Genomic DNA, 16207 nt, shown 5'->3' on the forward strand with positions numbered 1-16207 from the left:
TTTTTTTTTTTTTTTTTGTTTTATTACCTGTGTGTTGTTGCGAGTTGGGGGGTGTGTTGTGTTCACCCCCTTAAACACCCCCGCTTTACCACTCACGACAAGCCGCGGCAGACCGCCTTTCCGGCGCCGCGATCGACCCCCTGGGGTCAGCTCTTGGCCGCGACGCCCTGACGCGCCCGCAGGTCGAGCTCGATCTGCTCCAGCGTGCGGCCCTTCGTCTCCGGCACCAGCCACTTGGTCAGCACGAACAGCACCACGTTCACCCCGGCGAAGAGGAACATCGAGCCGCCGATGCCGAGGGACTTCGGGTCGGAGATGATCGGGAACACCGCGCTCACGATGCCCGTCGCCGCCCAGAGGACCACGCTGCTGACGCCCATGCCCGTGGCCCGGTACTTCAGCGGGAACACCTCGGACATCATCACCCAGACGACCGCGCCCCAGCCGAGCTCGTAGCCGACCAGGTACAGCACCATCATCACCAGCATCAGCAGGCCGCGCGTGCCGGTGTCGTGGACGTTCAGCACCACCAGGCCGGCCGCCACCAGCGTGAGCACCATGATGACGTTGCCGATGAGCAGCAGCGGCTTGCGGCCCCAGCGGTCCACCACGAACACGACCCACGCGGTGAAGAGGAACTTCGTGACACCCAGCAGCACGCCGGACAGCAGCGCGGCCTGCGTCGCGAACCCGAGGCCGATGAGCATCGTCGGGAAGTACGCGTTGATGGCGTTGACCCCGCTGAACTGCTGGCCGATCGCGAGCAGCAGGGCCACCACGAGCATCGGCCGGACGAACCCGGAGAACAGGTCGCGGATCCGCGGCTTCTCTTCGGTGTCGAGCCGGATCACCTCGTGGATGGTGGCGATCTCCTCGTCGAGGTTCACCGCGTTGCCGTGCGCGCTGGCCAGCACCCGCCGGGCCTCGTCCTCCTGGCCGTTCTTGACCAGCCAGCGCGGCGTCTCCGGCAGGAACACCAGCCCGACGAGCAGGACCACCGCGGGCACGATCGCACCGGCGAACATCCAGCGCCACGCCGAGATCGGGCCGAGCCAGTAGCTGACCAGGAACGCGATCAGGATGCCCAGCACGATGAAGATCTGGTTGAGCGCACCCATCGCGCCCCGCCACTTCGCCGGCGCCAGTTCGGACAGGTACGTCGGGACGGTCGACGACGAAAGGCCGATCCCCAGCCCGATGATCAGCCGCGAGAGCACCAGCAGCACGAACGTCGGCGAGAAGCTCGCCGCCAGCGTGCCGACGATGACGATGCCCGCGGCGACCATGATCGTGCGGCGCCGGCCGAGGGCTTCGTTGGTGCGGCTGGACAACAGCGCGCCGACGATCGCGCCGACCGACAGGCTGGCGGTGATCACGCCCTTGTCCCAGCTGGTCAGTGCCCACAGTTTCCCGATGAACGGGAGCACCCCGGAAATGACACCGAGGTCGTAACCGAACAGGATGCCGCCGAGCGCGCCGAAGAAGTACAACGTGGTCCGCCCGATGTGCCGCGCCGGGGCTGCTTGCGTCATTGCCGGGTCGCCTCTTTCGTAGGTCCAGTCCAGCCAGCGGCACCACACTCACACGCCGGAAAATGGCGGGCAAGAAGATCCGTGATAACAATTCAGAAACCTGATCGACGTTCACGTATGTGATTCCGGCATATCCGGCGCCACCCCCCGCAAAATCCACTGTGGACAGTGTCCGTCGCCGAAATCGTCGAACGCTTTACAACGCTCCGAACGCTGGTTTACCGTCCCTCTGGAAGCGCTCCCAGAGTGTGGAGGCCACAGTGCACAACGTCGTGCCAGCAACGCATTCCCCGTCCAGGTTCCGCTCGGCGAGACGGCTGCTCGCCGGTGCGCTCGCCGTGCTCGTGCCGGTCGCCGTCGCGGTCACCGTCGGCGCGCCGGCCTCCCCGGCCGCACCGGCGGCCACCACGTGGCGCAACGCCGAAATCGCCGGTGGCGGGTTCGTCCCCGGCATCGTCTTCAACCAGACCGAGCCCGGGCTCGTCTACGCGCGCACCGACATCGGCGGGGCGTACCGGTGGAACACCGCCACCGGCCGCTGGCTCCCGCTGCTGGACTCGGTCGGCTGGACCGACTGGGGCCACAACGGCGTCGTCAGCCTGGCCACCGATGCCGTCGACCCGGACCGGGTCTACGTCGCCGCCGGGATGTACACCAACAGCTGGGACCCGAACAACGGCGCGATCCTCCGTTCGGCCGACCGCGGCGCGACCTGGCAGGCATCCGCGCTGCCGTTCAAGCTCGGCGGCAACATGCCCGGCCGCGGCATGGGCGAGCGGCTCGCGATCGACCCCAACCGCAACAGCGTCCTCTACCTCGGCGCGCCGAGCGGCAACGGGCTCTGGCGCAGCACCGACTCCGGCGTCACCTGGGCGAAGGTGACCAGCTTCCCCAACCCCGGCAACTACGCGCCCGACCCGAGCGACACCACGGGGTACTCCAGCGACATCGAAGGCGTCACCTGGGTGACGTTCGACCCCACGACCGGCACCCGCGGCAGCACCACGCAGACGATCTACGCCGGGGTGGCCGACAAGCAGAACACCGTCTACCGCAGCACCGACGGCGGCACCACGTGGGCGCGGCTGGCCGGCCAGCCCACCGGGTTCCTGGCGCACAAGGGCGTCCTCGACAGCGCCGGCGGCTACCTCTACCTGGCGACCAGCGACACCGGCGGCCCCTACGACGGCGCGAAGGGCGACGTCTGGAAGTACGCCACGAAGACCGGCACCTGGACGCGGATCAGCCCGATCCCCTCCGACAGCAGCGACGACTACTTCGGCTACAGCGGGCTGACGATCGACCGGCAGCACCCGAACACGCTGATGGTCGCCACCCAGGTGTCGTGGTGGCCGGACGTCATCTTCTTCCGCAGCACCGACGGCGGGGCCACCTGGACCCGGATCTGGGACTTCAGCAGTTACCCCGACCGGTCGCTGCGCTACACCCAGGACATCTCCTCGGTGCCGTGGCTGACCTTCGGCACCCAGCCCGCTCCCCCGGTGCCCTCGCCGAAGCTCGGCTGGATGACCGAGTCGGTGGAGATCGACCCGTTCGACTCCAACCACCTGCTCTACGGCACCGGCGCGACCATCTACGGCACGTCCGACCTGACGAAGTGGGACAGCGGCGGGAAGATCACCCTCAAGCCGGTCGTCGGCGGGCTCGAGGAGACGGCGGTGCTCGACCTGATCAGCCCGCCCTCGGGCGCTCCCCTGCTCTCGGGCCTCGGCGACATCGGCGGGTTCCGGCACGACAGCCTCGACGCCGTCCCGGCCACCATGTACACGCAGCCGGTGTTCACCACGACCACCAGCCTCGACTACGCCGAACTGTCGCCGGCGACGATCGTGCGGGCCGGCACGCTCGACCGGTCCGCGCGGCCGAACGACAACCGGATCGCCTTCTCCACCGACGGCGGCAAGAACTGGTTCCAGGGCGCCGAGCCGGGCGGCAACGCCAGCGGCGGCACGGTGGCCGCGGCCGCCGACGGCAGCCGGTTCGTCTGGAGCCCGGACGGCGCGAACGTCAGCTACTCGGTGGGCTTCGGCTCGTCGTGGACGGCGTCGGCGGGCATCCCGGCGGGCGCGGTGGTCGAGTCGGACCGGGTCGACCCGAAGCGGTTCTACGGGTTCGCGGCGGGCAAGTTCTACGTCAGCACCGACGGCGGCGCGAAGTTCACCGCGACCGCGGCCACCGGGCTGCCGTCCGGCTCGGCGCACTTCAAGGCGATGCCGGGCGTGGCCGGGGACGTCTGGCTGGCCGGCGGCTCCGGCACGGCGTACGGCCTGTGGCACTCGACCGACTCCGGAGCGTCCTTCACGAAGCTGGCGAACGTCGCCGAGGCCGACAACATCGGGTTCGGCAAGGCCGCACCCGGCCGGACGTATGCGACGTTGTACACGATCGCCGAGATCGGCGGGGTGCGCGGGATCTTCCGTTCCGACGACGCCGGAGGGTCGTGGACGCGGATCAACGACGACCGGCACCAGTACGGCAACATCGGGGCGGCGCTGACCGGCGACCCGCGGGTGTACGGCCGGGTGTACGTGGGCACGAACGGCCGGGGCGTGATCATCGGCGAGTCCGGGGGCAGCGAGCCGCCGCCTCCGACGAGCACCACGCCGACGACCACCACGACCACTCCCACCACGACTCCGACGACGACCACGACTCCGGTGCCGTCGGGTTCCTGCACGGCGGCCTACACGGTGACCAACCAGTGGCAGGGCGGCTTCCAGGCCTCGGTGAAGCTGGGCAACACCGGCCCGGCGGCGGTGACGGGCTGGACGGCGACGTGGACCTTCGCCGACGGCCAGCGGGTGACCCAGGCGTGGAACGCGCAGGTCACCCAGACCGGCGCGGCGGTGACGGCCCTGGACGCGGGCTGGAACAAGACCATCCCGCCGGGCGGGAGCGCGGAGTTCGGCTTCACCGGGAGTTCGGGGATGGTGAACTCCCGGCCGGGCGCGATTTCGCTCAACGGCCGGTCCTGCACGACGTCCTGAGCCGGTGCCGCGAATGACTCATCCGTGACCTCGGAGGTCACGGATGAGTACCTTCCATCGCGCGGGCGAAGGGGGTTTCAACCCACCCCCAGGCGGTTGAAACCCCCTCCCCGCGCCCCCAGTCCCGGGCAACCGCCCGAGCAGCCGCAGCCTGCTCGGGCGATGTCCCCGGTGATGTCCACTCTTCCTGGTGCCGATGGCAACCGCCATTCCTGCCCAAAGGGGACTTTTTCGCTGGCCCACAGCCCCGCTGACCTGCGAAAACGGGGCTCAGGGGTAGCGAAAATACCCACCCGGGCCGGCAAAACTTACCCGGCGGACAGCGGCGGCTCAGGCGCTCTCCAGCACGACCTTCCCGAGGTGGGTCCCGGACTCCAGGTGCTTGAGCGCCTCGGCCACCTCGTCGAAGGCGAACCGGCGGTCGACGACCGGCCGCAGCCCGGTCCGCTCGATCGCGGTGTTCATCGCCTGGAACGTCTCGCGGGAGGCGTTGGTGAGGCCGCGCAGGGTCAGCTGCTTGACCAGCACCAGGATCGGGTCCGCGCCGCCTTCGTGGGTCAGGACGCCGGCGACGCTGACGTGGCCGCCGTACCGCGCGGCGAGCATCGACTGGCCGATCGTGCCGCCGCCGCCCACGTCGACGACGTGGTCGACACCGCCGCCGGTCAGCTCCGCCACCGCGGCACCCCACTCCGGGGTGGTCGCGTGGTTGAGCGTCTCCGCGGCCCCGAGCGCGCGCAGCCGCTCCAGCTTCTCGTCCGAGCTCGACGTCGAGACGACGTGGGCGCCGCCGAGCGCGGCGAACTGCAGCGCGAACGTCGACAGGCCACCGCTGCCCAGGGTGAGCACGGTCTGCCCCGGCGTCAGCCGGCCTTCCTCGACGACCGCCCGCCACGCCGTCACGCCGGCGCTGGGCAGCGTGGCGGCTTCGGCGTAGTCCAGGTGCGCGGGCACGGCCACCAGGGCGTCCTCGGCGAAGACGGCGTACTCCGCGAGCACGCCGTCGAGCGTGCCGCCCAGGTCGTCCGCGGTCTTCTCCGGCGTGCCGGGCCCGGCCAGCCAGTCCGGGAAGTAGGTCGCCGCCACCCGGTCACCCGCGGTCCAGGCCGCCACCCCGGCCCCGACCGCGACGACCTCGCCCGCGCCGTCGGACAGCGGGATCACGTCCGGCTTCACCGGCTTCGGGTAGAACCCCTTGAGGATCATCAGGTCACGGGCGTTGAGCGCCCACCCGCGCAGGCGGACCAGGACCTGCCCGGGACCGGGTTCGGGCACGTCACGCTCGCCGAGGACGAGCCCGGCGCCGGGACGGGGCAGGGAAAAGAACTTCACAGCGGCTCCAAGAGGTCGGCAACACTCATCGACGAGGCCAGTGTGTCGAAGCCGCGAGCTCGCCGTCGACGGTGGCCAGCAGTTCCGGGGTCAGTCCGGTGAGCGACGTGGCGAAGTGGCGGACGCCGTAGGAGGCCATGAATTCCCGCTGCCGCGCGTGGGCGGGGCTCGACGGGAACCCCACGAACCCGGCGCCGTGCGCGCGGGCGTCCTCGGCCACCCGGCTGACGTCGTCGACGAACACGATCTCGTCGAACCCGACACCGAGCACGGTCCGCGTGATGTGGTCGACGCCCGGCCGGTGCTCGTTGATGCTCACGTAGGGCACCTCGGGGTCCAGCAGGTCCACGAAGTCGCCGAGGTGGTGGTCGAAGGTGTGCTCGCGGGTGCGGCCGCCGTAGCAGACCAGCCGCACCGGCAGCTTCGACAGGGCCGTCAGGCAGTCCCGCGCGCCTTCGGCCACCCGGATCGGGTGCTCGGCCAGGTAGTCCTGCCGCGCGGCCCACAGCTGCTTCAGCGTCTCCTCGGCCGGCTGGTCCAGACCGCACAGCGCGGTCACCTTTTCGGCGACGACGATGTCGCGCAGCCCGATGACGTCCCGCTCGGCCGCGGCGTCGTACACCCCGCCGTGCTCGGTGACGAACCGGGCGAGCATGGCCAGGTAGGTGTCGTCGATGAGCACGCCGTCGCAGTCGAGCGCGACGACGCGCAGCTTGTCGAAGCCGCTCACCGCTGCGCGAACACTTCGCGTGCGGCCGCGATGGCGTTGAGCGCGGCCGGGAAGCCGCAGTAGAACGCCAGGTGCAGCACGGTCTCCACGACCTCCTGCTCGGTGCCGCCGACGTTGAGCAGCCCGTGGATGTGCACCTTCAGTTGCGGCAGCGCGGTGCCCAGCGCGACGCACGCGGCGATCGTGACGATCTCGCGGTGGCGCAGGCTCAGGTGCGGGCGGGAGTAGATCTCGCCGAAGGTGAATTCGACGATGTAGGTGGCCAGGTCGGGGGCGATGTCCCGCAGCGCGTCGGCGACCCGCTCCCCCGCCTCGCCGTCGACGGCCTTCATCGCCGCCAGGCCGCGCTCGTAGCGGTCCTCGATGCCCGCCCAGGGCAGGTCGGCGGCCTCCTCGGGCCGCTCCTCCTCCGGCAGCCCCTCGAAGGCCGCCTTGAGCGCCGTCAGGGCGTTGAGCGTGGACGGGAACCCGGCGAACGAGCTGACGTGGATCACCGCTTCGATGAGCTGGCGGCGGGTGCAGCCGACGTTGAGCGCGGCCTTGGCGTGGAACTGCAGCTGCGACCCCGCGTAGCCGAGCGCGGTGAGCGCGGCGACCGTGGCCAGCTGCCGTTCCGGCAGCGGCAGGCCGGGCCGGTGGTAGACGTCGCCGTAGATGAACCCCACGCACTGCTCGCCGAACTCGGCCTCCCCGATGCTCTCGAACAGGTCCAGCACGGCCGGCCGGTCGGCCCCGCCGAGCTGCTGGATGAGTTTCAGGCCCTGGGCGAAGGACGCGGAGCGGTCCTGCTGCTGCAGGTCGGACATCGTGAAGTGGTTTCCCTTCCGGAGTGACGGCTCACCCGAGATAGGCCCGGGTGGCCTGGTCGGCCTTGCGGCGTTCGAGGGTGCCGACGCGGCCCTGCGCGATCATCGAGTACTCGATGCCGGCGGTGGCCACGGTCCGGCCGTGCTGGCGCACCGACGTCGTGGCGCGGAACTTGAGGTTGGTCTCCCGGTCGAGGTCGGCTTCGACGATCAGCGACTCGACCGTGGCCGGCAGCGGGAACAGGAAGTCCTGGAAGGACAGGTCGATCCGCTTCCACACCCCGGCGTACGCGGCCGGGGCGAGACCGGGCCGGACCGCGGTCTCGAACTGCGCGATGCAGATCTGGCGCATCGCCTCGATGATCACGATGCCCTGCACGTGCTCGCCGGTGTGGTGGTCGAGGACGAGTTCGTTGTCCCGGTGGATCCGCAGCTCGGCGCGGCAGTGCGTGGGCGCGGGGCTGTGCACGCCGGCGAGCAGGACGTTCTCCGGCCGGTCCTTGTGGACGACGATCGGCGGCTCGTGCGGCAGCCGGAACGCCTCCGGATCGGCGAGGCACAGGGCGCCCTCGCTCTTGTCGCACGCGGCCTGGAGCAGGTCGCCGTCGGTCGCGTCGATGCCTTGGCCGAAGTGGACGACCCAGCGGCAGTCCGGCGGCGTGGGACCGCCGGTGCCGAGCAGGGCCAGCAGGCCGGACAGGGTGAACACCCGGTCGTCGCGGGCGAACTGCGCGAAGCGGTCGGCCACCACGACGACGTCCCGCTGCTGGTCGAACGTCCGGCCCTCCTCGCACGGCAGTTGCGGGCACGAGAAATCGTGCGGTGCCACTTCGGGCGCCTCCGTCCGGGTTTGCTCAGGGGTCACGGCCGCGCCGAGGCGTGGGCGTCCAGGAGTGCTTCGGCGAGGTTGCGGGCCGTCGTGGCCGAACGCCAGCGCGGCCCGGACAGCTCGGTGGCCATCACCTTCAGCATGGCGCGCACCATGTCCGGCTGTTTACCCACCCCCGCGTCGAGCAGCGGCTCCACCTGTGCGGCGGCGCCGTCGAGGTCGTCGAGCTGCAGGTGGGCGCGGCCGGTGTCGATCCGGATCATCGGATCCATGGCTTCCCAGCGGTTCTCCAGCGACAGCTTCTCGAAGGCCTCGCGGGCGGTGGTGAACTCGCGCAGCGCGGCGGCGGCCTGCCCGACCGAAAGCAGCGAGTTGCCGGCCATGTAGTGACGCCGGTCCTTCGTGATGTTGAAGAAGCTGTCCTCGCCGCCGGCCCCGAGGTCCGGGTCCTCGATGGCCGTCCAGCGCGCGATCGCGTCCAGCACCTGCCGCTCGGCCTGCACCGACGACCAGCCGCGCGCCTCGGCGAGGATCAGCGGGGCGTCGGTGAGACGTCCGGCGGCGTGGTAGTTGAGCCCGTCGGCGGCCAGTTTCGCGGACTCGATGCCGTTCCCGGCCCAGAACGCCACCCGCGCCTGCGACGTGCGCACCCAGCGCCGGGCGAGGAAGTCGTCGGCGTACTGGGTGTAGAGCCAGGCGGCGGAGTTCAGCTCGCGCGAGAGCCGGTAGCGGCCGAGGTCACCGGCGATCCAGGCCATCATCGCGCTCGTCTTCGCCCCGATGAGCAGGAGGTCTTGCGTCTGCTTCGGGCGTTGCCTGCCCTTCAGCAGGGACGCGGTCCGTTCCTCGATCACGGCGAGCTGCCCGAGGATCGAATCGGGCGCGGTGCGGGTGTAGGCGTCACCCAGGAAGTCCAGGTCCGACCACAGGTCGTCGAGCTGGACGTCGTCCACGTTGGTCTTGGTGAGCAGGATGGCGTCGCCCAGGGCGCCGGCGCCGATCTCCTCGTCGGTCCGGGCTTCGGCGCGGGTTCCGGTGAGGAGGCCGGCCGGCGGCGCCGCGGGTTCGGGCGAGGCGACGGTGGGCTGCAGGTCGGCGTGGTACTCGGCGAGGTCCTTGGCCGGCAGCTGCTCGAGGTCCTGCAGCCCCAGCAGGCACTTCCAGCCGGTGCCGTAGACCTGGGCCAGCACCCGCAGCGCGGCGACGGTGGGCCGGACGCCGCGGTCGGGCCACTGCTCGTACTCCCAGATCCGCGTGCCGCGCATGCCCGCGCGGGGGTCTCCGGTGACGGCGTTGTACTGGTGCGCCGCGACGTCGAGCGAGAGCTCGGACGCCAGCCGCCACGCGGTGCGCGGCGGGATCCGGCATTCGACGATCAGGTTCTTCGCGACCTGGGCCGGGATCGCCTCTTCGGGGAAACCCAAGGCGGTCAGCCGCTCGCGCAGTTGCGCGCGATACGGCTTACTCCCAGGTTTGGCCTGTCGACTCATCGTTCATCCAACGATTTCCGGAGTACGGGGGCACGGCGACGACCTTACCGCAGGGTCAGCTCGGGGGCGCAGGTCGTCGGCGGGCCGGGAACCGTGTGATTCGCGAGAAGTTGAAGATGCAACAAGGGTTTCCGGTCGCCCGGCCTCGGCAGACAACCTGAGAGCGCTCCCATTTTTTGTGTCCCGATGGCGTTTTCGCGATCTTGGCGCGGATTTCCGAATTCCACCCCAACGGAGGTGTCCGGCGCCACCTCCCGGTGGCGCAGTGCGACCGGGACAAGTACTGCACGCCAACGGGTTCGGCCGTTCAGGAGCGTTCAGTGCGGACACCGCGGGTCCCGGCTGCGGAAAACGGACCACCGGATCGGCCCGCAGCCGGGTCGCTCTTTACAAGTACGACACGCCGGGGTTACCTTTCCGGCGGCTGGAAGCGCTCCCATGCCAGGTCGCCTCGCCAGAACGCGGCCACCACCCAGGGGCGTCGTGGTGCAAGCCACGACGCCCCTGTCCGCGTCCCCACGAGGAGCCACCCCATGAACAGGTTCGCCGGTGCACTGGCCGCGCTCTGCCTCGCCGCGGCGGGCACCACCGCGGTCCTCGTGGCCGGGCCGGCCACCGCCGCCCCCGCGTGCTCGGTCGCCTACCGCGTCAACCAGTGGCAGACCGGCTACACGGCCGAGATCGCGGTGACCAACGGCGCCACCGCGGTCTCGTCCTGGACGCTCACCTGGCACTACGCCGGGAACCAGGCGGTCACGTCGGCCTGGAACGCGACCGTCCGCCAGACCGGGACGGCGGTCACCGCGCAGAACCTCGCCTACAACGGGTCGGTGCCCGCGGGCGGCACGGTCTCCTTCGGCCTCCAGGGCACCTACAGCGGGACCAACGACACGCCGGCGGACTTCGCGCTCAACGGCGTCTCGTGCGGCGACCCCGCACCCCCGACGTCGACGACGCCGACCACCCCGACGACGCCGACCACCACTCCCACCACCACGACTTCCGGGCCGCCGCCCGCCGGCTGCTCGGGCGCCACGCTCTGCGACGACTTCGAGCAGCAGACGGGCAGCACCCCGGGTGGCCGCTGGACCGTCGGCGCGGCCAACTGCACGGGCACGGGCACAGTCGCCGTCGACACGGCGGTCGCGCATTCGGGCACCCGGTCGGTCAAGGTCACCGGCCAGGGCGGCTACTGCAACCACGCCTTCCTCGGCACCGGCCTCACCGGCACCGGCCCGCTGTTCGGGCGGTTCTGGGTCCGGCACACGACCCCGCTGCCCACCGGGCACGTGGCCTTCATGGCCCTGCGCGACACCGCCGACGGCGGCCGCGACCTGCGCGCGGGCGGCCAGAACAAGGCCCTGCAGTGGAACCGCGAGTCCGACGACGCCACGCTGCCCGCCCAGAGCCCGGCCGGGGTGGCCCAGAGCGTCCCCTTGGCGACGGGCACGTGGTCGTGCTTCGAGTTCGAAGTCGACGGCTCGGCGGGCCGGCTCCGGACGTGGCTGAACTCCGCGGAGGTGCCGGGCCTGGTGGTCGACGGCGTCCCGACCCAGGACATCGACCAGCAGTGGCTCGCGAAGTCCTGGCACCCGGCGCTGACCGACCTGCGCCTGGGCTGGGAGAGCTACGCGGGCGACGCGGACACGCTGTGGTTCGACGACGTGGCCGTGGGCAGCTCCCGGATCGGCTGCTGAGGGCGCCGGCTACCGGCCCAGGGCACGCTCGATCCCGGCCAGCTCCTCGTCCGTGAACTCCAGGTTCGCGGTCGCCGCGACCGTGTTCTCCAGCTGCGCGACGCTGCTCGCCCCGATCAGCGCCGACGTGACCCGCCCGCGCCGCAGCACCCACGCGATCGCCAGCTGTGCGAGCGTCTGACCACGCCCCTTGGCGATCTCGTTCAGTGCCCGGATGGTGGCCAGCGTGTCGTCGGTCAGCCGGTCGGTGGTGAGGAACGGGCTGGCGCCCGCCGCCCGGGAGTCGGCCGGGATGCCGTCCAGGTAGCGGTCGGTCAGCAGGCCCTGGCTCAACGGCGAATACGCGATCGAGCCGACGCCGTGCGCGTCCAGGGTGTCCAGGAGGCCGTCCTCCACCCAGCGATCGAGCATCGAATAGCGCGGCTGGTGGATCAGCAGCGGCGTCCCGAGCTCCCGCAACGCCGCGAGCGCCGCCTCGGTCTGCTCCGGCGAGTAGTTCGAGATGCCCGCGTACAGCGCCTTGCCCGAACGCACCGCCGTGTCGAGCGCGCCCATCGTCTCCTCGATCGGCGTGTCCGGGTCGGGGCGGTGCGAGTAGAAGATGTCGAAGTGGTCCAGGCCGGTGCGGGCCAGGCTCCGGTCGAGGCTCGCCAGGAGGTTCTTGCGCGAGCCCCATTCGCCGTACGGGCCGTCCCACATCAGGTAGCCCGCCTTGGACGACACCAGGATCTCGTCGCGGTACGGGCGGAACTCGGCCGCGAAGTGGCGCCCGAAGTTGGTCTCGGCCGAGCCGGGCGGCGGGCCGTAGTTGTTGGCCAGGTCGAAGTGCGTCACCCCGAGGTCGAACGCCCGGCGCAGCACCGCCCGCTGGACGTCGAGGGGCTTGTCGTCCCCGAAGTTGTGCCACAGGCCGAGCGACACGGCGGGCAGCTTCAGCCCGCTGCGCCCGGCCCGCCGGTACGGCAGGTCCGCGTACCGGTCTTCGGCCGCGACGAAAGGCGACATGGTGCTCCTTCTCAGAGGGGGACGGCGAACGCAGTCTAAACGCGCGGCAGCAGCGCGCCGGCGAACGACGCCGCCGGCGGCAGTCCGGGCAGCAGGGTCGCCTGGTAGGCGTGGTAGACGTCCGGTTTGCCGGCCCACACCGTCGCGGCGGGCCGGTTGTCCGGGTCGAGTTCGTGGTGCCACGAACCGAGTTCGCGGTCGACGAAGCAGGCTTCGGCGTGCGCGCACCACTGCTCGAACCGGGCGAGGTACGCCGGGTCGCCGGTCTCCTGGTGCAGCGTCCACGCCGCGGCCATCGCCTCGGTCACCACCCAGTGCAGCCGGGTGCGCACCACCGGCGTGCCGGCGAAGTCGGTCGTGTAGACGAACCCCGGCCGCCCGTCCACGGCCCAGCCGTACCGGACGGCCGCGTCGAACAGCGCGCTCGCGTCGGGCACCAGCCACGCCGGGGCGGCGTCGCCGAGCGCGCGTCCGAGGTGGACGGCCAGCCGCGCCCACTCGAAGAGGTGCCCGATGGTCGCGCCGAACGGGCGGAACGGGTGGGCGGGTTCGGCGCGGTTGAACTCGAGCCGGACACGCCAGTCCGGGTCGAAGTGCTCCGGGAGCAGCCAACCGTGCGCGCGGGCCTCGCCGTGGATCAGACGCTCCACAATGGACAGCGCCCGGGTGGCCCACACCGGGTCGCCGGTGACGTCGGCGGCGGCGAGGAAGGCCTCCACGGTGTGCATGTTGGCGTTGGCGCCGCGGTAGCCCTCCAGGCGCGTCCAGCCGCGGTCCCAGACGTCGGCGACGAGCCCGGCCCCCGGTTCCCAGAATCGGCGTTCGACGGTTTCCAGGGCCTCGGCCAGCAGCGGCCGCGCGCCTTCGGCACCGGCGGCGGTCGCGCTCGCGGCCGCCAGCACGACGAACGCGTGCTCGTAGGCCCGCTTCTCGGCCAACGCCGTGGAGGCGTACCAGCCGCCGTGCCCGGCGTCCCGCAGCGGGCCGGTGAGCGCCGCGACGCCGTGCGCGACCTGCTCGCCGGTGTCCGCGCCCTGCAGCGAGGCGAGCGCGAAGACGTGCGTCATCCGGCAGGTGATCCAGGTCTCGACGGGCCGGTCGAGCACCGGCCGCCCGGTGTCGTCGAGCCAGGCGAACCCGCCGTCCGGGTGCGCCGCGCCGCGGGCGAATCCGAGCAGCCGGGCGGGTTCGGCCCGCACCCAGGCGGGAACCGAAGACGGACTGTCCACTCTCTGCCTTTCTCCACGGGCCCGCCCTGGTCGAGGAGCCTCCGTCAAGGTAGGCCAAGGCCCCCGCCCCGGCCATCGCGGGCTGTTCCGGAAGTGACCGCCGCCGCGTATCCTGACCTTGGAAGCGCTCCCAGTCTTCGACGCACGCAACCCAATGAAGGGACTGACGTGACCAGGAGACGAAGTACCATCCTCGCCGCCGTCACCGTGCTGCTGGCGAGCCTGACCGCCATCCTGCTCAGCACGGGCACGGCCGAGGCGCACGGCGCCATGATGAAACCGGGCAGCCGGACCTTCCTGTGCTGGCAGGACGGGCTCAGCTCGACCGGCGAGATCAAGCCCCAGAACCCGGCCTGCGCGGCCGCCGTCGGGGTCAGCGGGGCCAACTCGCTGTACAACTGGTTCGGCGTGCTGCGCTCGGACGGCGCCGGGCGCACGCGCGGGTTCATCCCGGACGGGAAGCTGTGCTCCGGCGGGAACACGGGCTACGCGGGCTTCGACGGGGTCGGCAACTGGCCGCTGACCCACCTGACCGCCGGCGCCCAGTTCGACTTCTCGTACAACGCGTGGGCCGCCCACCCGGGCTGGTTCTACACCTACGTGACGAAGGACGGCTGGAACCCGAACCAGCCGCTCACCTGGGACTCGCTGGAGGACACGCCGTTCCTGACGGTGGACCACCCGCCGGTGACCGGCCAGGTCGGCACGGTGGAGGGCCAGTACAAGTGGAGCGGCGCCCTGCCGACGAACAAGTCCGGCCGGCACATCATCTACTCGGTGTGGAAGCGCTCGGACAGCGCGGAAACGTTCTACGGCTGCTCGGACGTCACCTTCGACGGCGGGCACGGCGAGGTCACCGGCGTGAAGGACCCGGGCACGGGCCCGACGACCACCACGCCCACGACCCCGACGACGCCCACCACGCCGACCACGCCGACGACCCCCACGACACCGACGACCACGACGACGTCGATGCCGCAGGGCTCGTGCATGGCGATGTACGAGATCACCAACACCTGGAGCGGCGGCTACCAGGCCACGGTGACGGTGATGAACCACAGCACGAGGGCGTACACGAGCTGGCAGGCGGGCTGGACCCTGCCCGCGGGCCAGACCGTCGCCAGCGTGTGGAACGGCACGCTGAACCAGTCCGGTTCGACGGTCACGGTCCGCAACGCCAACTGGAACGGCACCGTGGCGGCCGACGGCACGACCACGTTCGGCCTGGTCGTCAACACGACGGGAGGGAACGCGGCCCCGTCGCCGACGTGCCAGGGCACCTGAGCCGTCCGGAGTGGACGGACAGCCGGGAAGGCCGCTTCGGGAACGTCCCCGAAGCGGCCTTCACGCGTTCGCGAGGCCGGCGCCGGAAGGTCGCGAATGACTCATTTGGAGCTCGGACGCCGCGAATGAGTCATTCGCGGCAGCGGCACCGGGCCGAAGCGGCCTTCACGCGTTCGCCGGACCGGTGCTCCCCCGCGTGATCAGCCGCGGCCGGGACGTCTGCACATCGCCGGTCCGCTCCCCCGCCAGCACGTCCCGCAGCACCGAAGCCGCCAGCGAGCCGAGCTCGGCCAGCGGCCGGCGGATCGCCGTCAGCGCCGGCCGGACCAGCCGGCACAACGGCGTGTCGTCCCACGACACCACCGAGAGGTCCCTCGGCACCGCGAGGCCGAGCTCCCGCGCGGCGGCGAGCGCGGCCACCGCGAGGTCGTCGGTGTCGCACAGCAGCGCAGTGGGCCGGGGGCGCTCCGCCAGCACGCGGCGGACCGCGTCGGCCGACGGTTCCGGGTGGACGGTCCCCGGGTGCGGCAGGCCCGTCGCCGCCGTGGTGAACGCCCTCCGGCGCGCCGCCGGGTCGGCGAACACCGCCGCGCCCGCGATCCGGACCACGTGCCGGTGGCCCAGAGCCGCGAGGTAGGCCAGCGCCTCCGCGGCCCCCGTCACGTCGTCCACGAGCACCGACGGCACGCCCGGCACCCCGCCCGGCCCGCCGAGCACCACCGCCGGCAGGCCGATCCGGACCAGCTCGGCCGCGCAGCCCGGCTCGGTGAGCAGCACGCCGTCGACCCTCCGCTCGGCGCGCCAGCGGCGGTAGATGGCCAGCGCGGCTTCGCGGCCGGGGGCCACCTGCAGCAGCAGCTCGCCCTCGAAGCCGTCGAGCAGGGCCGGGACGAACTCCTCCGGGGACCGGTCGAGCACCAGGCCGAGCGCCCCGGACCGGCCGCCGGACAGGGCCCGCGCGGTGCTGCTCGGCGCCCACCCGAGCTCCCGGGCGATCTCGGTGATCCGCCGCCGGGTGGCCTCCGAGACGCCGGGCCGGCCGTTCAGGGCGTAGGAGACCGCGCCCTTGGAGACGCCGGCCTCCCTCGCGATGTCGGTGATCGTCGGACGCTTCATCGCACCCTCTCTCCACCCCGGGACCCCGGGCACCACCTGCACCGGAGCCCGCGGTCCGTGTTCGCGCGGACACCCGCCGTCGCGCACCTTGACACCCGCGGCACCGGGAAACGAGACTCGCCCCGGGAGCGCTCCCAGCCAACGGGGGC

The 16207-nt window shown here is 71.6% G+C and carries 12 protein-coding genes; 3 read left to right on the top strand and 9 right to left on the bottom strand.

Annotated features, from left to right (window positions below):
• Positions 1 to 146 precede the first annotated feature (146 nt).
• On the bottom strand, positions 147 to 1532 hold the full coding sequence (locus tag ACWEF6_RS36675) for a sugar porter family MFS transporter (RefSeq protein ID WP_449687155.1): 1386 nt from the start codon (positions 1530 to 1532) through the stop codon (positions 147 to 149).
• Positions 1533 to 1792: 260 nt separating this feature from the next.
• On the opposite strand from ACWEF6_RS36675, the gene ACWEF6_RS36680 reads away from it, so the two are divergent.
• Positions 1793 to 4540: a cellulose binding domain-containing protein gene (locus ACWEF6_RS36680; protein ID WP_449687156.1), complete on the top strand. Its 2748-nt coding sequence runs from the start codon at positions 1793 to 1795 to the stop codon at positions 4538 to 4540.
• A 330-nt stretch (positions 4541 to 4870) separates the two neighbouring features.
• Here the strand turns inward: ACWEF6_RS36680 and ACWEF6_RS36685 are convergent, their stop codons facing one another.
• Genes ACWEF6_RS36685 through ACWEF6_RS36705 form a run of 5 tightly spaced genes read right to left on the bottom strand, consistent with a single transcriptional unit; the run spans position 4871 to position 9727 of the window.
• The gene (locus ACWEF6_RS36685) at positions 4871 to 5872 is read right to left on the bottom strand and encodes a zinc-dependent alcohol dehydrogenase family protein (RefSeq protein ID WP_449687157.1); all 1002 of its coding nucleotides are present in this window, start codon (positions 5870 to 5872) and stop codon (positions 4871 to 4873) included.
• A gap of 25 nt (positions 5873 to 5897) precedes the next feature.
• A complete protein-coding gene (locus tag ACWEF6_RS36690; protein ID WP_449687158.1) occupies positions 5898 to 6602 on the bottom strand; it encodes an HAD family hydrolase in 705 nt (234 codons plus the stop codon).
• Entirely contained in the window at positions 6599 to 7408 is an 810-nt protein-coding gene (locus ACWEF6_RS36695) for a carboxymuconolactone decarboxylase family protein (RefSeq protein ID WP_449687159.1), read from the bottom strand. The genes ACWEF6_RS36690 and ACWEF6_RS36695 overlap by 4 nt, the downstream gene beginning before the upstream one ends.
• Before the next feature lie 31 nt (positions 7409 to 7439).
• Positions 7440 to 8237, bottom strand: a complete 798-nt coding sequence (locus ACWEF6_RS36700; protein ID WP_449687160.1) for an AfsA-related hotdog domain-containing protein — start codon at positions 8235 to 8237, stop codon at positions 7440 to 7442.
• Between the two features lie 32 nt (positions 8238 to 8269).
• Positions 8270 to 9727 carry a hypothetical protein gene (locus ACWEF6_RS36705; RefSeq protein ID WP_449687161.1) on the bottom strand — a complete coding sequence of 486 codons (1458 nt, stop codon included), beginning with the start codon at positions 9725 to 9727 and terminating at the stop codon, positions 8270 to 8272.
• A gap of 533 nt (positions 9728 to 10260) precedes the next feature.
• Here ACWEF6_RS36705 and ACWEF6_RS36710 point away from each other — a divergent pair.
• Positions 10261 to 11424: a cellulose-binding domain-containing protein gene (locus ACWEF6_RS36710; protein ID WP_449687162.1), complete on the top strand. Its 1164-nt coding sequence runs from the start codon at positions 10261 to 10263 to the stop codon at positions 11422 to 11424.
• A 9-nt stretch (positions 11425 to 11433) separates the two neighbouring features.
• Here ACWEF6_RS36710 and ACWEF6_RS36715 read toward each other — a convergent pair whose 3' ends face one another.
• Both ACWEF6_RS36715 and ACWEF6_RS36720 read right to left on the bottom strand, forming a co-directional pair.
• Positions 11434 to 12429, bottom strand: a complete 996-nt coding sequence (locus tag ACWEF6_RS36715; RefSeq protein ID WP_449687163.1) for an aldo/keto reductase — start codon at positions 12427 to 12429, stop codon at positions 11434 to 11436.
• 35 nt (positions 12430 to 12464) lie between these two features.
• On the bottom strand, positions 12465 to 13658 hold the full coding sequence (locus tag ACWEF6_RS36720) for an AGE family epimerase/isomerase (protein WP_449687164.1): 1194 nt from the start codon (positions 13656 to 13658) through the stop codon (positions 12465 to 12467).
• Positions 13659 to 13826: 168 nt separating this feature from the next.
• Between ACWEF6_RS36720 and ACWEF6_RS36725 the strand changes: the two genes are divergently transcribed.
• Complete coding sequence (locus ACWEF6_RS36725; RefSeq protein WP_449687165.1) at positions 13827 to 14942, top strand: lytic polysaccharide monooxygenase; 1116 nt, start codon at positions 13827 to 13829, stop codon at positions 14940 to 14942.
• 165 nt (positions 14943 to 15107) lie between these two features.
• Here the strand turns inward: ACWEF6_RS36725 and ACWEF6_RS36730 are convergent, their stop codons facing one another.
• Entirely contained in the window at positions 15108 to 16058 is a 951-nt protein-coding gene (locus ACWEF6_RS36730) for a LacI family DNA-binding transcriptional regulator (RefSeq protein ID WP_449687166.1), read from the bottom strand.
• Positions 16059 to 16207: the final 149 nt, after the last annotated feature.

This window comes from Amycolatopsis sp. NPDC004772 (genome assembly GCF_053601215.1).

What these genes read in the sequence shown, in the direction of transcription:
- ACWEF6_RS36675 (WP_449687155.1), bottom strand. Translation starts at nt 1,532, where the DNA reads ATGACGCAAGCAGCCCCGGCGCGGCACATCGGGCGGACCACGTTGTAC.
- ACWEF6_RS36705 (WP_449687161.1), bottom strand. Translation starts at nt 9,727, where the DNA reads ATGAGTCGACAGGCCAAACCTGGGAGTAAGCCGTATCGCGCGCAACTG.
- ACWEF6_RS36715 (WP_449687163.1), bottom strand. Translation starts at nt 12,429, where the DNA reads ATGTCGCCTTTCGTCGCGGCCGAAGACCGGTACGCGGACCTGCCGTAC.
- ACWEF6_RS36710 (WP_449687162.1), top strand. Translation starts at nt 10,261, where the DNA reads ATGAACAGGTTCGCCGGTGCACTGGCCGCGCTCTGCCTCGCCGCGGCG.
- ACWEF6_RS36695 (WP_449687159.1), bottom strand. Translation starts at nt 7,408, where the DNA reads ATGTCCGACCTGCAGCAGCAGGACCGCTCCGCGTCCTTCGCCCAGGGC.
- ACWEF6_RS36730 (WP_449687166.1), bottom strand. Translation starts at nt 16,058, where the DNA reads ATGAAGCGTCCGACGATCACCGACATCGCGAGGGAGGCCGGCGTCTCC.